General features: G+C 72.2%; 16 protein-coding genes. 9 read left to right on the top strand and 7 right to left on the bottom strand.

The annotated features are described in order from the left end of the window. Nucleotides 1–93: 93 nt before the first annotated feature. The gene (locus ACFPZJ_RS16885; protein ID WP_381022148.1) at nucleotides 94–579 is read left to right on the top strand and encodes a hypothetical protein; all 486 of its coding nucleotides are present in this window, start codon (nucleotides 94–96) and stop codon (nucleotides 577–579) included. On the opposite strand, the gene ACFPZJ_RS16880 is transcribed toward ACFPZJ_RS16885, so the two are convergent. Next, nucleotides 548–1,168 (bottom strand): Maf family protein, encoded by a 621-nt coding sequence (locus ACFPZJ_RS16880; RefSeq protein WP_381021937.1) that lies wholly within the window; start codon nucleotides 1,166–1,168, stop codon nucleotides 548–550. The two genes, ACFPZJ_RS16885 and ACFPZJ_RS16880, sit on opposite strands and share 32 nt — an antisense overlap. A gap of 31 nt (nucleotides 1,169–1,199) precedes the next feature. Further along, a complete protein-coding gene (gene mmpB / locus ACFPZJ_RS16875; RefSeq protein ID WP_365666435.1) occupies nucleotides 1,200–1,328 on the bottom strand; it encodes a morphogenic membrane protein MmpB in 129 nt (42 codons plus the stop codon). Nucleotides 1,329–1,449: 121 nt separating this feature from the next. Here mmpB and ACFPZJ_RS16870 point away from each other — a divergent pair, with 121 nt between their 5' ends. Then, entirely contained in the window at nucleotides 1,450–2,589 is a 1,140-nt protein-coding gene (locus ACFPZJ_RS16870) for an SGNH/GDSL hydrolase family protein (RefSeq protein ID WP_381021936.1), read from the top strand. A 4-nt stretch (nucleotides 2,590–2,593) separates the two neighbouring features. On the opposite strand, the gene ACFPZJ_RS16865 is transcribed toward ACFPZJ_RS16870, so the two are convergent. Together ACFPZJ_RS16865 and ACFPZJ_RS16860 are read right to left on the bottom strand one after the other, a co-directional pair. Further along, complete coding sequence (locus tag ACFPZJ_RS16865; RefSeq protein ID WP_381021935.1) at nucleotides 2,594–2,806, bottom strand: acyl-CoA carboxylase epsilon subunit; 213 nt, start codon at nucleotides 2,804–2,806, stop codon at nucleotides 2,594–2,596. 15 nt (nucleotides 2,807–2,821) lie between these two features. Next, nucleotides 2,822–4,411 carry an acyl-CoA carboxylase subunit beta gene (locus tag ACFPZJ_RS16860; RefSeq protein WP_381021933.1) on the bottom strand — a complete coding sequence of 530 codons (1,590 nt, stop codon included), beginning with the start codon at nucleotides 4,409–4,411 and terminating at the stop codon, nucleotides 2,822–2,824. A gap of 110 nt (nucleotides 4,412–4,521) precedes the next feature. Between ACFPZJ_RS16860 and ACFPZJ_RS16855 the strand changes: the two genes are divergently transcribed. Together ACFPZJ_RS16855 and ACFPZJ_RS16850 are read left to right on the top strand one after the other, a co-directional pair. Continuing rightward, nucleotides 4,522–5,442: a biotin--[acetyl-CoA-carboxylase] ligase gene (locus ACFPZJ_RS16855; protein WP_381021931.1), complete on the top strand. Its 921-nt coding sequence runs from the start codon at nucleotides 4,522–4,524 to the stop codon at nucleotides 5,440–5,442. 546 nt (nucleotides 5,443–5,988) lie between these two features. After that, nucleotides 5,989–7,116: an adenylate/guanylate cyclase domain-containing protein gene (locus ACFPZJ_RS16850; protein ID WP_381021929.1), complete on the top strand. Its 1,128-nt coding sequence runs from the start codon at nucleotides 5,989–5,991 to the stop codon at nucleotides 7,114–7,116. A 21-nt stretch (nucleotides 7,117–7,137) separates the two neighbouring features. Here ACFPZJ_RS16850 and ACFPZJ_RS16845 read toward each other — a convergent pair whose 3' ends face one another. After that, nucleotides 7,138–7,788 carry a hypothetical protein gene (locus tag ACFPZJ_RS16845; protein WP_381021927.1) on the bottom strand — a complete coding sequence of 217 codons (651 nt, stop codon included), beginning with the start codon at nucleotides 7,786–7,788 and terminating at the stop codon, nucleotides 7,138–7,140. A gap of 217 nt (nucleotides 7,789–8,005) precedes the next feature. On the opposite strand from ACFPZJ_RS16845, the gene ACFPZJ_RS16840 reads away from it, so the two are divergent. The 3 genes from ACFPZJ_RS16840 to hutH all read left to right on the top strand — a co-directional run bounded on the left by ACFPZJ_RS16840 (nucleotide 8,006) and on the right by hutH (nucleotide 11,672). Then, a complete protein-coding gene (locus ACFPZJ_RS16840; protein ID WP_381021926.1) occupies nucleotides 8,006–8,806 on the top strand; it encodes an enoyl-CoA hydratase/isomerase family protein in 801 nt (266 codons plus the stop codon). Nucleotides 8,807–8,900: 94 nt separating this feature from the next. Then, nucleotides 8,901–10,052 carry a GGDEF domain-containing protein gene (locus ACFPZJ_RS16835; protein ID WP_381021924.1) on the top strand — a complete coding sequence of 384 codons (1,152 nt, stop codon included), beginning with the start codon at nucleotides 8,901–8,903 and terminating at the stop codon, nucleotides 10,050–10,052. 81 nt (nucleotides 10,053–10,133) lie between these two features. Further along, complete coding sequence (gene hutH / locus ACFPZJ_RS16830; protein ID WP_381022146.1) at nucleotides 10,134–11,672, top strand: histidine ammonia-lyase; 1,539 nt, start codon at nucleotides 10,134–10,136, stop codon at nucleotides 11,670–11,672. Nucleotides 11,673–11,977: 305 nt separating this feature from the next. On the opposite strand, the gene ACFPZJ_RS16825 is transcribed toward hutH, so the two are convergent. After that, nucleotides 11,978–12,754, bottom strand: coding sequence for a hypothetical protein (locus tag ACFPZJ_RS16825; protein WP_381021922.1), 777 nt, complete (start codon nucleotides 12,752–12,754; stop codon nucleotides 11,978–11,980). Between the two features lie 42 nt (nucleotides 12,755–12,796). Then, entirely contained in the window at nucleotides 12,797–13,111 is a 315-nt protein-coding gene (locus tag ACFPZJ_RS16820; RefSeq protein WP_381021921.1) for a hypothetical protein, read from the bottom strand. 109 nt (nucleotides 13,112–13,220) lie between these two features. Between ACFPZJ_RS16820 and ACFPZJ_RS16815 the strand changes: the two genes are divergently transcribed. Next, nucleotides 13,221–13,601 (top strand): hypothetical protein, encoded by a 381-nt coding sequence (locus ACFPZJ_RS16815; protein WP_381021920.1) that lies wholly within the window; start codon nucleotides 13,221–13,223, stop codon nucleotides 13,599–13,601. A gap of 240 nt (nucleotides 13,602–13,841) precedes the next feature. After that, nucleotides 13,842–15,095 carry a L,D-transpeptidase gene (locus ACFPZJ_RS16810; RefSeq protein WP_381021918.1) on the top strand — a complete coding sequence of 418 codons (1,254 nt, stop codon included), beginning with the start codon at nucleotides 13,842–13,844 and terminating at the stop codon, nucleotides 15,093–15,095. Nucleotides 15,096–15,512 lie beyond the last annotated feature (417 nt).

Here is a 15,512-nt window from a genome sequence, read left to right as displayed (position 1 = left end):
CTTGCCCCGGTGTTTACCGGTTAGTAGCGTTCGCGATGTCTCGAACCTACCCGGGGTAACTGGATCCCGGCTGGACGTGTGCTCGGAGAGTGGGTGGGGCCGGTGGTGCGCAGGCCGGTGGCGTGGGTCGTGGCGGTCGTGCTGTTCGCGGAGGCGCTGGGCGTGGCGGCGCTGAACTGGTTCCTCGGCGTCGTCGTGGACCGTCAGGACATGTCCCTGGCCGGCCTCGACCCGCACATGATGGCGGTGTCCTCGAAGGCCGGCGGGGTCGTCTTCGGCCTCTACTTCGCGCTGTGCGGCCTGGTGGCGCTGCTGGTCGCCCTGCGGGACCGGGCGCCGGCGGGCCTCGGGCGTGTGCTGCTGATCAGCGCCGCCGTCGTGCACGGCGTCCTCGGCGCGTTCGTCTGGGGGCTGGTGGGCTGGCCCGCGTTCCTGTTCATGGTGCTGGTGCTCGGCCTGGTCGTCCTGCTGCTGATGACGTACGACCGTCCGCAGGGGCCCGCCGACGCCGCGCCCGGGCAGGGCGGCGGCGACGGCGGTTCTCCGGTCACTTCTCCGCCGGCGCCCACAACTCCGTGATGCCGACGCCGAGTTCGGCGAGCAGGCGGCGTACCAGCGGAAGGCTGATGCCGATGACGTTGCCGTGGTCGCCGTCGATGCCGTCGATGAAGGGGGCCGAGCGGCCGTCGAGGGTGAAGGCGCCGGCGACGTGGAGCGGTTCGCCCGAGGCGACGTACGCGGCGATCTCCTCGTCGGTGGGCTCGCCGAAGTGGACGATGGTGGAAGCGGTGGCGGAGACGTAGCGGCCGGTGAGCGTGTCGTAGACGCAGTGGCCGGTCTGGAGGGTGCCGGCGCGCCCGCGCATGGCCTTCCAGCGGGCGGTGGCCTCCTCGGCGTCCGCGGGCTTGCCGAGGGCCTGGCCGTCCAGGTCCAGCACCGAGTCGCAGCCGATCACGCGGGCGCCTTTGACCTCGGGCTTCGCGGCGACGACGGAGGCCTTGGCCTCGGCGAGGGCGAGGGCCAGCTCGGCCGGGGTGGGGGCGGTGACGGCGTCTTCGTCGACTCCGCTCACGATCACCTCGGGGTCGAGGCCGGCCTGGCGGAGCAGCCCGAGCCGGGCGGGGGACTGGGAGGCGAGGACGAGTCGGCGGCGCGGCTGATCTGTCATGCGATCAGCGTATCGGCGTGACCCCGTGGCCTCACCTCACGCCGATCACGAGCATCGCGAGCACCATGGCCAGCGCCATGAGAACGCCCAGCCGCCGCAACATCTCCTGCGTGTCCCGCAGTTCTTTCGGCGGCTCGTTCTCGGGGTCGGACCACAGCATGCCTTCCATCGTCGGACGGGGGCCGCGCGCGGCACCTGAGTACGCGTACTCAACTTCCACAAAGGGGCCTGTCGTTCCGTTAAGCTAAAGGGACTCTGGTTCCCTTAAAGGAGGGTGTGCCATGTTCACCACAGCCTGGACCGCGTCACCGCAGCTGCCCGGCGAGGGCTTCACGCCCAACTGGTCCCGCGAGGGCTTCTGGCGTCAGTCGGTGCGTCAGGTCGTCCGCCTGACGGCGGGCGGGGGACGGGTGCGTGTCCGGCTGACGAACGCCTACGGCACCTCTCCGGTGCGGATCGCGGGCGCCACCGTGGCCCGCACGGCCGAGGGGGCGGCCGTGGTGCCCGGCTCACTGCGGCGGCTCACCTTCCAGGGCGCGCACGGCGCCGCGATCCCCCCGCGCGGGGATCTGCTGAGCGACCCGGCCGAACTCGTCGTCGCCGCACGGGAGTCGGTCACCGTCACCCTGCACTTCCCCACCACGACCGGCCCGGCCACCTTCCACGCCCAGGCCTTCACGAACAGCCACCGGGGCGCGGGCGACCTGCTGACGGACGCCGACGGGTCGGGCTTCGGCGCGACGACCCAGTCCTGGTACTTCCTGTCGGCCGTCGAGACCGACGCGGGCCGCACGGATGGCATCGCCCTGTTCGGCGACTCCCTCACCGACGGATTCGGCTCCACGCCCGGCGCCGACCGCCGCTGGTCCGACGCGCTCGCCGAGCGCACCGGGCGGCCCGTGCTGAACGCCGGCATCGGCGGGAACCTGCTGCTCAACGACTCGTCCTGGTACGGCGAGAAGGCCGTCCACCGGCTGGCCCGGGACGTGCTCGCCCACCCGGGCGTGGACACGCTGGTCGTGCTGCTCGGCCTGAACGACATCGGCTTCAGCGAGACGGACGAGCAGCCGACGTACCGGCCGGCCCCGGTCGTCGAGGCGGCCGAACTGATCGCGGGCCACCGGGAGTTGATACATCAGGCCCGCGGCAGCGGGCTGCGGGTGATCGGCGCGACGCTGCTGCCGTTCGGCGGCTCGGACCACTGGGGCGAGCACGCGGCCGAGGTGAGCCACGAGCTGAACGCGTGGATCCGCCGCGCGGGAGGGACGGGGGAGTACGACGCGGTCGCCGACCTGCACCGCGCCCTGGCCGATCCGGCGGATCCGGACCGGCTGCGCCCGTCGTACGACTTCGGCGACCACCTGCACCCGAACGACGCCGGGTACGCGGTGATGGCCGAAGCCGTCGCGGCGGTGCTCTAGCGGGTCAGGAGCCCGGCCAGTACGTGCGTGCCCAGGCCGCCCGGCCCGGCTGGGGCAGGCGGTGGGCGGCGATACGGGACGGGTCGGACCACGCGTCGCGGGGGCCGGGCGCGCCGGACGGCGTGGCGGCCGCCGCCGCGGCGCGCGCCCGGACCACCGCCAGTGCGGCGGCCAGCTCCTCCGGGGTCGGGTTGCCCCGTACGACCTTGATCGTCACAGCCACTCCTGGGGGCTAGAGGGGGATGTTGCCGTGCTTCTTCGGAGGCAGGGATTCCCGCTTCGTCCGCAGCTGACGCAGGCCGCGTACGACATGGCGGCGGGTGTCGGACGGCATGATCACCGCGTCGACGTAGCCGCGCTCCGCCGCGACGTAGGGGTTGAGGAGCGTGTCCTCGTACTCCTGCATCAGCCGGGCGCGGGTGGCCTCCGGATCGTCCGCCTCGGCGATGGTGCGGCGGTGCAGGATGTTGACGGCGCCCTGCGCGCCCATCACGGCGATCTGGGCGGTCGGCCAGGCGAGGTTGAGGTCGGCGCCCAGGTGCTTGGAGCCCATGACGTCGTACGCCCCGCCGAAGGCCTTGCGGGTGATGACCGTGATGAGCGGGACGGTCGCCTCGGCGTAGGCGTAGATCAGCTTGGCGCCGCGCCGGATGATGCCGTCGTGCTCCTGGTCGACGCCGGGCAGGAAGCCGGGGACGTCGACGAAGGTCAGCACCGGGATGTTGAAGGCGTCGCAGGTGCGGACGAAGCGGGCAGCCTTCTCGCTCGCCTTGATGTCCAGGCATCCGGCGAACTGCATCGGCTGGTTGGCGACGACACCGACGGGGTGGCCCTCGACCCGGCCGAAGCCGGTGAGGATGTTCGGTGCGAACAGCGGCTGCGTCTCGAAGAACTCGCCGTCATCCACGACGTGCTCGATCACCGTGTGCATGTCGTACGGCTGGTTCGCGCTGTCCGGGACGATCGTGTCCAGCTCCACGTCGTCGTCGGTGACGGTGAGGTCCGCCTCCTCCGGGAACGCCGGGGGCTCGGAGAGGTTGTTGGACGGCAGGTACGACAGCAACTGCTTGACGTACTCGATGGCGTCCTTCTCGTCCCCGGCCATGTGGTGCGCCACGCCCGAGGTGGAGTTGTGGGTCCGGGCGCCGCCGAGCTCCTCGAAGCCGACGTCCTCGCCGGTGACGGTCTTGATGACGTCCGGGCCGGTGATGAACATGTGCGAGGTCTGGTCGACCATGACCGTGAAGTCGGTGATGGCCGGGGAGTAGACCGCGCCGCCGGCACACGGGCCCACGACCAGGCTGATCTGCGGGATCACGCCGGAGGCGTGGGTGTTGCGGCGGAAGATCTCGCCGTACGCGCCGAGGGAGGCGACACCCTCCTGGATGCGGGCACCGCCCGAGTCGTTGATGCCGATGACCGGGCAGCCGGTCTTCAGCGCGAAGTCCATGACCTTGACGATCTTCTGGCCGTAGACCTCGCCGAGCGCCCCGCCGAAGACGGTGAAGTCCTGCGAGAACACGGCGACCGGACGGCCGTCGACCGTGCCGTAGCCGGTGACGACGCCGTCCCCGTAGGGGCGGTTCCTGTCCAGGCCGAAGTTGGTGGAGCGGTGGCGGGCGAACTCGTCGAGCTCGACGAAGGAGCCTTCGTCGAGGAGGAGCTCGATGCGCTCACGGGCTGTCAACTTGCCCTTGGCGTGCTGTTTTTCGACGGCGCGTTCCGAGCCGGCGTGCGTCGCCTCGTGGATACGGCGCTGCAGATCCGCGAGCTTGCCCGCGGTCGTGTGAATGTCAGGCTGCTGCTCTTCCGGCTCGGACATCGGGATCGGGCTCCCTGCCTGCTCAAAAGGGGGGACGGTTACTCATCCGTAGCGTAGTGGGGTGTCTTCGGGTCGGCAGTGCGGCGTTTACCACACCTAGGGTGGCTTGCATGACGCCGCGAGATGCATCAGAGAAGCCAGAGGACTCCGAGGGGCCTGAAAGGTCGGAGGGACCGGAGGGCCTCGGAGGAAACGGAAGCCGGTGGTCGGACCTTGACCGGCCCCCTCTCAACGCGACCGCCCTGCGCCGGGGGCTGGTGCGCGAGGGAGGGCTGTGGTCGGAGGTGGAGGTGGTGCAGCGTACGGGCTCCACGAACTCCGATCTGGTGGCCCGGGCCGCTGAGGGCAGGGCCGGGGAGGGCGCGGTCCTCGTCGCCGAGGAGCAGACCGCCGGGCGGGGGCGGCTGGACCGGCAGTGGACGGCGCCGGCGCGGTCGGGACTGTTCTTCTCGGTGCTGCTGAACCCGGTCGAGGTGCCGGTGGCGCGGTGGGGGTGGCTGCCGCTGCTCACCGGGGTCGCGGTGGCGAGCGGGCTGGCGCGGGCGGCGGGCGTGGACACGGCGCTGAAGTGGCCGAACGACCTGCTGGTGACCGTCGGCGGCGAGGAGCGCAAGGCCGGGGGGATCCTCGCGGAGCGGGCGGGAGGCGACGGGGTGGTCGTCGGGGTGGGGGTGAACGTCACCCTGAAGGAGAACGAGCTGCCGGTGCCCACGGCGGGGTCGCTGGCGCTGGCCGGGGCGGTGAGCACGGATCGGGACCCGCTGCTGCGCGGGATGCTGCGGGCGCTGGAGCAGTGGTACGTGCGGTGGCGGGACGCCGGCGGCGACCCGGCCGCGTGCGGGCTCCAGGAGGCGTACGCGGCGGGGTGCGCGACGCTCGGGCGGGTGGTGCGGGCGGAGTTGCCCGGGGACCGGTCGGTGGTGGGGGAGGCGGTCGCCGTGGACGGGGACGGGCGGTTGGTCCTGGCCACGGAGGAGGGGGTGCAGGAGCCGGTGGGGGCGGGGGACATCGTGCATCTGCGGATGGCTTGACAGGTGGGGTGCCGTGCGGTGCCGGCGGGGTGTGGGTGCCGTGCGGGCGCGGGAGGGTGTACGGGCTGGTGGTGTGCGGGTGGGGGTGCGGATGCCCGCGGCGGCCTGCGCGGCCCCGCTGTGGCTTGCCGTGGCGCCGTTCGTGCGTCGTGGGTCGGGGCCCGCGCCGGGGGTGTCCGTCCTCGTCTGCCGCACGGTGCCTCGGAGGGGTGCCGGTCGTGTCCGGCAGCCGCTGCGGGCGGACATCAGCGACACGTCCCCTTCCGCGCACGGGCGACTGCGGGCGCGCCGACCTCGCCGTGCAGTCGCCTCAGCTGCGGGCAGCCGTACCTCCCCCGTGCCGCAGGGCCTACGGCACGGGTAGGCGCGGACGGCACCGCGCTGCGCCGGGTTGCGCAACGCCCCGCGCCTCAGCGCGACGCCGAGCACCCGTAACCGCACCTGTGGGTACACCCGGCTGAACCTGACGGAGTGAGCTGGCGCACACCTGCCGTAGAGTTGAGGCCGGTCGATACATGACCGTGACAGATCGGAAGGGCAACAGGCGTGACCGTCGACGACTCGGGTTCCGGCACGGACGCGCAAGGCCGGGTGGACCCTCCCCAGCCCGACGACCCCGGCGAGGACCCCCTCGCCCTGCGCCTCGAACAGCTCATCCTGGGCGCGGAGCGTCGTTACACCCCCTTCCAGGCGGCCCGCAGCGCCGGCGTCTCCATGGAGCTGGCCTCCCGGTTCTGGCGGGCCATGGGCTTCGCCGACATCGGGCAGGCCAAGGCGCTGACGGAGGCGGACGTACTGGCGCTGCGGCGGCTGGCAGGTCTCGTCGAGGCGGGGCTGCTCAGTGAGGCCATGGCGGTGCAGGTGGCCCGGTCCACCGGGCAGACCACGGCCCGACTCGCCGAGTGGCAGATCGACTCCTTCCTGGAGGGGCTGACCGAGCCGCCCGAGCCGGGCATGACGCGTACCGAGGTGACGTATCCCCTGGTCGAGCTGCTCCTGCCCGAGCTGGAGGAATTCCTGGTGTACGTCTGGCGGCGCCAGCTGGCCGCCGCGACCGGCCGGGTCGTGCAGGCCGCCGACGACGAGGAGATGGTCGACCGGCGGCTCGCCGTCGGCTTCGCCGACCTCGTCGGGTTCACGCGGCTGACCCGCCGCATGGAGGAGGAGGAGCTCGGCGAGCTCGTCGAGGCCTTCGAGACCACCGCCGCGGACCTGATCGCCGCGCACGGCGGGCGGTTGGTCAAGACGCTCGGCGACGAGGTGCTGTACGCCGCCGACGACGCGGGCACGGCCGCCGAGATCGCCCTGCGGCTCATCGAGACGATGGCGCACGACGAGACCATGCCGGAGCTGCGGGTCGGCATGGCGTTCGGCACGGTGACCACCCGTATGGGTGATGTCTTCGGGACGACGGTGAACCTGGCCTCCCGCCTCACCTCCATAGCGCCGAAGGACGCCGTCCTCGTCGACAGCGCCTTCGCCGAGGAGCTGATCCGCACCCAGGACGCCCCGGCCTCCGAGGCGCAGGCCGCCGAGGACGCGGCCACGGCGGAGAAGGAGGGCGAGGAGCCGCCGGTGTACCGGTTCGGGCTCCAGCCGATGTGGCAGCGGCCGGTGCGCGGGCTGGGCGTCGTGGAGCCGTGGCTGCTCACCCGGCGGAACGGGGCACCGTAGCCGTTCCCGCCCGTCCTGACGTCAGCCGCCGTGCTCCGGTCCGGCGTCGACGCACAGGCCGACGAGCGGCACGCACAGGCCGGGCCGGTCCGGCTCCTGCGGCTCGTGCGGTTCCGGATCCTGGGCCGGAGTGGTCCGGCTCGGGGCCGGGGTCGGGCTCGGAGCCGGCTTGTGCGGGGTGCTGGTCGTCGGGGGAGCGGGGGCGGGGTTCGTCTCCTGGGGGATGGTCGTCGCGTCGGGCTCGGTGACCGGTGGCGGGGTCGCCGTCGGCGAGGTGCGGGGTGTGCTGCTGCCCGGGGACAGCGGTGTCGGGCTCAGGCCGCCGAGGGCGGTGGGCGTCGAGGGGCTGACCTCGGGGGCGGCGGTGCTCGCGGCGGTGTCGGTGGCCCGGTCCGTGCCGGTGACCCGGTCCGGGTGCGGCTGGGCCTCGGCGGTTCCGGTGGCGCCGCCGCCCGGGCCGGAGGTCAGGCGTACGAGGCTCAGGGCGCCGGCGGCCAGCGCGAGGCCGCCCGCGGCGAGGGCGACCTTGCGGGGGCGGGGCTTGCGGTGGCGGCCCCGGACGCGGGAGGTGAACGGTCGGGGGTCGGGGCCGACCGCGCCGTTCGGCCCGGGTGCCGCGGCCGCCGCGGGCGGTGTCTCTCGCCGCGGCTTCCCCGGCGTGTCCGTCGTCATCCCGATCCCTCCCCCCGCGCACCCGCCGTCGATGCGCCGTGGCGCTGCGCACGCTATGCGTTTCCGTGTGTGATGCGGCCCGAGTTCGCAGGTATGTCACTCGAACGGGTGGCCGGGCGGTGATGCCGGGAACCGGTCGCGTCCGGCCTTTTCCCGGAGCGGGCCTGCTGCGATGATCGGGGCGAGTGGTGTTAACCCGCGTTAACCGGAGGGTGTCATGAGTGAGGAACGGTTCGGGGAGTTCGTGCTGGTGCGGCGGCACGAGGAGGGGCATGTCGCGGAGCTCGCCCTCGACCGGCCCAAGGCCATGAACGCCGTGTCCACCGAGATGGCCCGGTCCATCGCCGGGGCGTGCGCGGCGCTGGGGGAGGACCGGAGCGTACGGGTGGTCGTCCTGACCTCGACGCACGAGCGGGCGTTCTGTGTGGGGGCGGACCTCAAGGAGCGGAACTCGTTCACCGACGCCGATCTGGTGCGGCAGCGGCCCGTGGCGCGCGGGGCGTACACGGGCGTGCTGGAGCTGCCGGTGCCGACGGTCGCCGCGGTGCACGGGTTCGCGCTCGGGGGTGGGTTCGAGCTGGCGCTGTCGTGCGATGTGATCGTCGCCGACCGTACGGCCGTGGTGGGGCTGCCGGAGGTCTCGGTGGGGGTGATCCCCGGCGGCGGCGGTACGCAGCTGCTGCCGCGCCGGGTCGGGGTGGCGCGGGCGGCTGAGCTGATCTTCACGGCGCGCCGTGTGGAGGCGGTCGAGGCGCGGGAGTTGGGGCTCGTCGACCAGTTGGTGGAGGAGGGGCGGGACCGGGAGGAGGCGCTCGCCCTGGCGGCCCGGATGGCGGCGAACTCACCGGTGGGGCTGCGGGCGGCGAAGCGGGCGCTGCGGCTCGGGCACGGGATGGATCTGCGGGCCGGCCTGGAGGTCGAGGACGCGGCCTGGCGGGCGGTGGCGTTCTCGGGTGACCGGGCGGAGGGGGTGGCGGCGTTCAACGAGAAGCGCAGGCCGGAGTGGCCCGGGGAGTAGCCGGGCCGTCGGTGCGCGGCGGCCGCACCGCGCTCCTCTCCCCGTTCGCCCGGTCAATGTCCCTATTCGTCCGGAACATCCCTAGCCTGGAGTGATGGGTGAGGACAGCCGGCTGGCGGACGTGGTGGCGCTGGCGCAGGGCATGGCGGCCGCGCACGGTTCGCGGGAGGCGTGGCGGGCGGCGGCCCTCGGGGCGTGCCGGGCGCTGCGCGGGAACTTCGCCGCGCTGTCGGTGTGGGAGCGGGACCTCGGGCGGCTCAGGGTCCTCGTCAACGTCGGTGAGCTCGCCGAGGGTGAGGTGGAGTTCCCGGACGACGAGGCCTACCCCGTCCACCAGTTCGCCGAGATCACCGAGTTCCTGCACGAGCAGTGGGCCGGCGGCGGACAGCCCGGGGCGTGGGTGGAGACCGCCGAGGGACCGGCGGCCGGGCGGCGTCCCGGCTACTGTCACCAGCGCGTCGCCGCGCTGCGGCGCAGGGGGCGCGGCTGCTGCGTGGTCGCCCCGATCGTGCTGCACGGCCGCGCCTGGGGCGAGCTGTACGTGGCCCGCCAGGCCGGTGCCCCGGTCTTCGCCCGGTCCGACGCCGACTTCGCCACCGTACTGGCGGCCGTCGTCGCCGCGGGGATCGCGCAGACCGAGCGGCTGGAGGAGGCGCGGCGGCTGGCGTTCACGGACGCGCTCACCGGCCTGGCCAACCGCCGGGCCGTCGACGTACGCCTGGAGCAGGCCATCGAGCGGCACCGCCGGGACGGCGCCGTCGTCAGCCTCGTCGTGTGTGATCTGAACGGGCTCAAGCGGGTCAACGACACCCGCGGGCACGCCGTCGGCGACCGGCTCCTGGAGCGCTTCGGCTCCGTGCTGTCGCTGTGCGGGGCCATGCTGCCGGGCGCGCTGGCCGCCCGGCTCGGCGGTGACGAATTCTGTCTGCTCGCGGTGGGCCCGCCCGCCGACCAGGTCGTCAAGGCGGCCGAAGAACTGTGCCGCCGGGCCGCAGAATTGGAGCTCGGCGATGGCGTGGCCTGCGGGGTCGCCTCCACCGAGCACCCCATCGGGCCGGTGCGCGACGCCCGCCGGCTCTTCCGGCTCGCCGACGCGGCCCAGTACCGCGCCAAGGCCGAAGGGGCCGCCCAGCCGGTCGTCGCCGGCCGCGAAGGGCCGGACGATCCCGTCGTACGGCTCGCGGACGAGCCGTCCCGGCAGGCGGACGGCGAGCGCCGCCGGTTCCGGGGGCGGCACTCGCCGTAGCTCCGGACGCCGGGTAAGGGGCGAACCCCACCCCCACTGGTGACATTGTCGAATTCACTGCGTACGCTCCTGAATATGGATATGCACACTGTGGTGGTGGGGACGTCCGGGGTCACCGCGTCCGACGTCCTCGCCGTGGCGCGCGGCGGCGCCCGGGTCGAGCTCTCCGAGGAGGCGGTGGCCGCGCTCGCCGCGGCCCGCCAGATCGTGGACGCGCTGGCGGCCAAGCCGGACCCGGTCTACGGCGTCAGCACCGGTTTCGGCGCCCTGGCGACCCGGCACATCAGCCCCGAGCTGCGCGCCCAGCTGCAGCGCAACATCGTCCGCTCGCACGCCGCCGGCATGGGGCCGCGCGTCGAGCGGGAGGTCGTACGCGCCCTGATGTTCCTGCGGCTGAAGACCGTCTGCTCGGGACACACCGGCGTCCGGCCCGAGGTCGCGCAGACCATGGCCGACGTGCTGAACGCCGGGATCACCCCGGTCGTGCACGAGTACGGCTCCCTCGGCTGCTCCGGCGACCTCGCCCCGCTGTCCCACTGCGCCCTCACCCTCATGGGCGAGGGGGACGCCGAAGGCCCGGACGGCGTCGTACGGCCCGCCGGTGACCTGCTCGCCGAGCACGGGATCCGGCCCGTCGAGCTGCGCGAGAAGGAGGGCCTGGCCCTGCTCAACGGCACGGACGGCATGCTCGGCATGCTGATCATGGCCCTCGCCGACCTGGAGACGCTGTACAAGTCCGCCGACGTCACGGCCGCCCTGTCGCTGGAGGCCCTCCTCGGCACCGACCGGGTGCTCGCCCCCGAACTGCACACCATCCGGCCGCACCCGGGGCAGGCCGCCAGCGCCGCCAACATGCTGGCCGTGCTGAAAGGTTCCGGCCTGACCGGGCACCACCAGGACGACGCCCCCCGCGTCCAGGACGCCTACTCCGTGCGCTGCGCCCCGCAGGTCGCCGGAGCCGGCCGGGACACCATGGCCCACGCCCGTCTGGTCGCCGACCGCGAACTGGCGTCGGCGGTGGACAACCCCGTCGTCCTGCCCGACGGCCGTGTGGAGTCCAACGGCAACTTCCACGGCGCGCCGGTCGCCTACGTCCTGGACTTCCTCGCCGTCGCCGCCGCCGACCTCGGCTCCATCGCCGAGCGCCGTACCGACCGGCTGCTCGACAAGAACCGCAGCCACGGGCTGCCGCCGTTCCTCGCCGACGACGCCGGTGTCGACTCGGGTCTCATGATCGCCCAGTACACGCAGGCCGCGCTGGTCAGTGAGATGAAGCGGCTGGCCGTACCGGCCTCGGCGGACTCGATCCCGTCCTCCGCGATGCAGGAGGACCACGTCTCGATGGGCTGGTCGGCGGCGCGCAAGCTGCGCACGGCCGTCGACAACCTCACACGGATCATCGCCATCGAGCTGTACGCCGCCACGCGCGCCGTCGAACTGCGCGAGGGCCTGACCCCGGCGCCCGCCACCCAGGCGGTCATCGAGGCCGTACGGAAGGCGGGTGTCGCCGGCCCGGGGCCGGACCGTTTCCTGGCGCCCGACCTGGCCGCGGCGGACACGTTCGTGCGCGAGGGCCGCCTGGTGGCGGCGGTGGAGACGGTGACCGGCCCGTTGCGGTGAGCGTGCCGCTCGGCGGGGCCCTGCGGCGCGTGTGCGCGAGTGATGGGCAGGGCCTGGAAGGGGGTTGAGGGGGAGCGGGCCGTGCCGCCGAGTTGGGCGGGAAGGGCCCGGCCCCGGTGTGTCATCCGGTCGCGGCGGTCGCTCACGTGCGCGGGGGCGGCCCCGGGCGTGGTGGTGGGGGCGGAGCCCGGCCCTGCCAGGGGATCTGGTGCGCGGCGGGACGGGTCGGCGTCACAGGAGGCCGCCACGGCGGTGACGTATCGGGGCCCTGCCGTACGCGTGGCGTACGGCAGGGCCCCGAGGGGTTACTTCAGCTTGGCGACCTGCGCCTCGATCACGGCTGCCGGGATCTCGGCGGCCTTGCCGGAGCCGAGCGCGGCGAAGTTCACCGTGTAGAACGTGGCGATGGTGTTGCCCTTGCGCACCACCTCGGTGTGGAAGGTGGCCGAGCCCTCGCCGTCCATGTCGACGTCCTCGGAGAACGCGACGGACTCGTCACCCAGGCCGGAGCCCTTCGACGGGGCGACCTTGGTGACCTTCGAGTTCTCGCCGCCGGCGGCGAGGCCGTACCCGCCGGAGCAGGCCGTCACGCCGTCGGAGACGGCCTTCATGGCCTTCTCCGCGCCGTCGCCCTCGTACGAGGACAGGCCCACGAAGGTCATGTTGATGTCGAAGGCGTCCTCGACGTTCTCCGGCTGCGCCGTGGCGGTCGACGCCTTGTCCTCCGCTACGGAGTTGCTGGCGTTCGCGTCCGTGTCACCAGGGGCGAGAGCGGCCGTGGACCAGGCGAGCGGGTCGCACTGCGGCTTGTCGGTCTTCACCTCGGTCTTGGACTTCGGGAGGGTGTCGTCGCCCGAGCCGACCTTGTAGCCCTTGACCTCGCCCTGCGCGAGGAGCAGCTTCTCCAGCTCCGCCTTGGTCAGCGCCTTGGCGGCCGGAGCCGACGACGCCGAGGAGGGGGAACCGGGGTCCTTCGACCCCTTGGAGTCCGACCCGGAGTCGGAGCAGCCCGTGATGAGGGCGAGCGACAGCGCGCTCACGGCAACCGTGGCGCCCAGTCGCGCGCCCGATGATCTCTTCATGGGCGGACTATGAAGGGACTGCCAAAGCAACGTCAAGTGAGGTCAAAAACCCAGACGTTCCCGGCGAACCGCATACGCGACGAAACCCGCCCCCACGGTGAGGAAGACGGTGCCGCCAACGACGTACGGCGTGCTGTCGAAGCTGCCGGTGTCGGCGAGGCGGGCCTCGACGGCGGCGCTCTGCGTGACCGTCGACACGGCCCGGGCCTGCGCGGTGACCTGGGGAGACGGGGTCGCCCCAGGTGCCGTTCTGGCCGGGTGCTCCGCCGTCGCGTTCGCGGACGGAACGAACCACAGGGCGCACAGCAGGGTGCCCGCGGCGGTGGCGGTCAGCAGCGGACGGCGAGCGGATGACACGGAATATCGATCCCCTTGTGGTGCTGGCGAATTGGCCGTGTGGGGCGATGTTAGTGAACGGCGCGGGTCACGGGAAAGTCACAGGAGCGCGGGGCCGTACGCTCCGGCTATGACTACTCCAGAGACATCACGTTTTGTCCGCCTTCGCGCGGAACTCGTTCTCGAGGTCGACGACGAGGGCGCGGTCACCCGGGCGGCGCTGCGCCGGATCGCCGGCGACAGTGACATGCCGGACGCGGAACGGGTGCACGCCGAAGGGGCCGTCAGGGACGACACGGCCGAGGCCCTCGCCTATCTCGTCGACCCGTTCGACCTGGTCAGCGAGGTTCCCGGGGTGGAACTCCACCAGGCCTCATGGAGCAGCGAACGCATCGAGTACGACCCCGATGCGCAGGACTGGGACCTCGACGAGGATGATGTCGACGAGGACGACACCGCGGACGACTACGGCGCAGACGACCGGACCGACGAGGAAGAGGACGCCGGCTGAGGCGCCTTGGGGAAAAGGTGACCCCGGGCGGCAACCGCCGCCCGGGGTTTCGACGTCTCAAGCGGCGCACTGACCGACACCCGTCCCGTCGGCCCGCGGACGTGGTGATCCCCACACCACCGCACGGCGGGGAACGGGATGAGCCGGTCGTAGCGTTGAAAGTCTTGCGGGGGACTCTCGTGTCGTGACGGGGGAACTCTCGGGGTTCTGGGGAAATCGGCAATGATGGAGAAGCGTGTGATGACGGACAGCAAGCGGCGCAGGGGCCTGACGGTCGCGTCCGCACTGCTCGGCGGAGTGCTGGTGCTCTCGGCCTGTTCCGGCGGCGGCGACAACGCCAACGGGGACGAGGGAGGCGACGGCACCTCGCAGGCCAAGGTGGACGAGGCGGCAGCCGAGAAGACGTCCGAGGCCCAGATCAAGATCACGCCGAAGGACGGCTCGACCAACGCCTCCATCAACAACTCCGCCGCCGTGACCGTGACCAAGGGCACCCTCACGGACGTGAAGATGACCACCTCCGACGGCACCGCCGTCTCCGGTGAGATATCCGCCGACAAGAAGACCTGGAAGCCCAGCGTGCAGCTGGAGCGCGCCACGACCTACAAGCTGACGGCCACAGCCAAGGACGCCGAGGGACGCGCCGCCCACGAGAACGCCTCGTTCACCACCGTCTCCCCGGCCAACAGCTTCATCGGCACCTTCACCCCCGACGACGGCACCACGGTCGGCGTCGGCATGCCGGTCTCGATCACCTTCGACAAGGCGATCACCAACAAGGCCGCCGTCCAGAAGGGCATCACGGTCTCCACCACCAGCGGCCAGGAAGTGGCCTGTCACTGGTTCAACGCCAACCGTATGGACTGCCGGCCCGAGGAGTACTGGAAGGAAGGCTCCACCGTCACGCTGAAGCTGGCGCTCGACGGTGTCGAGGGCGCCTCCGGTGTCTACGGCGTCCAGCAGAAGACGGTCACCTTCAAGATCGGCCGCAACCAGGTCTCCTACGTCGACGCGAAGACCAAGCAGATGAAGGTCACGCAGGACGGCAAGACCATCCGCACCATCCCGATATCCGCCGGCGCGCCCGAGAACAAGACGTACGAGGGCCAGATGGTGATCTCCGAGAAGTTCAAGGAGACCCGGATGAACGGCGCGACCGTCGGATTCACCGACGACGACGGCAAGGGCGAGTACGACATCAAGGACGTGCCGCACGCCATGCGCCTGACCACCTCCGGCACCTTCATCCACGGCAACTACTGGGGCTCCCCCTCGGTCTTCGGCAACGTCAACACCAGCCACGGCTGCGTCGGCCTGCAGGACAAGAAGGGCGCCAACGACCCCAACATGCCGGGTGCCTGGTTCTACGAGCACACGCTGATCGGTGACGTGGTCGTCGTCCAGAACACCGGCGACAAGACCGTCGCCCCGGACAACGGCCTCAACGGCTGGAACATGGACTGGGCCCAGTGGAAGGCGGGTTCGGCCGTCTGACGCCCCCGCGGCAGGACATCGTCCGATGCCGCCGTCCGTCCCTCGGGGCGGGTTGGCGGCATCGTCCTTTTCACCGGCGCCCGAGCGGCCTTCCGGGCAGGCGACACCACCGGGCGGCGCCAACGGGCCGCCGCGGCGCCGGCCTTCGTCGGGTCAGCCTCGCTTGCCGGTCGCGAGGAGGGCGCCGCGCCGGTCGGCGGTCGGCGGTCCGCGAGGGGCACAACACCGTCACGAGAATCCCGGAGACCAACCGTCGAACCTGTAACGGCGTTCCGGCAGTCCCGTAACAGAACATCGACAGATCTCTCATCGTCCTCTCATCTATTGAGCGGCTGATCACCCCCCGGCATACTGCGTATTCCGGGGGGTGTACGAGCATGCGTACGAGACCACCCCCGGCCGGGTGAACAGGGAATT

It is taken from the genome of Streptomyces bullii (assembly GCF_042657145.1).
Classification (GTDB): Bacteria; Actinomycetota; Actinomycetes; order Streptomycetales; family Streptomycetaceae; genus Streptomyces; species Streptomyces bullii.
Note: the sequence above shows the minus strand (reverse complement) of the source record. Positions and strands in the feature narration are given on the sequence as shown.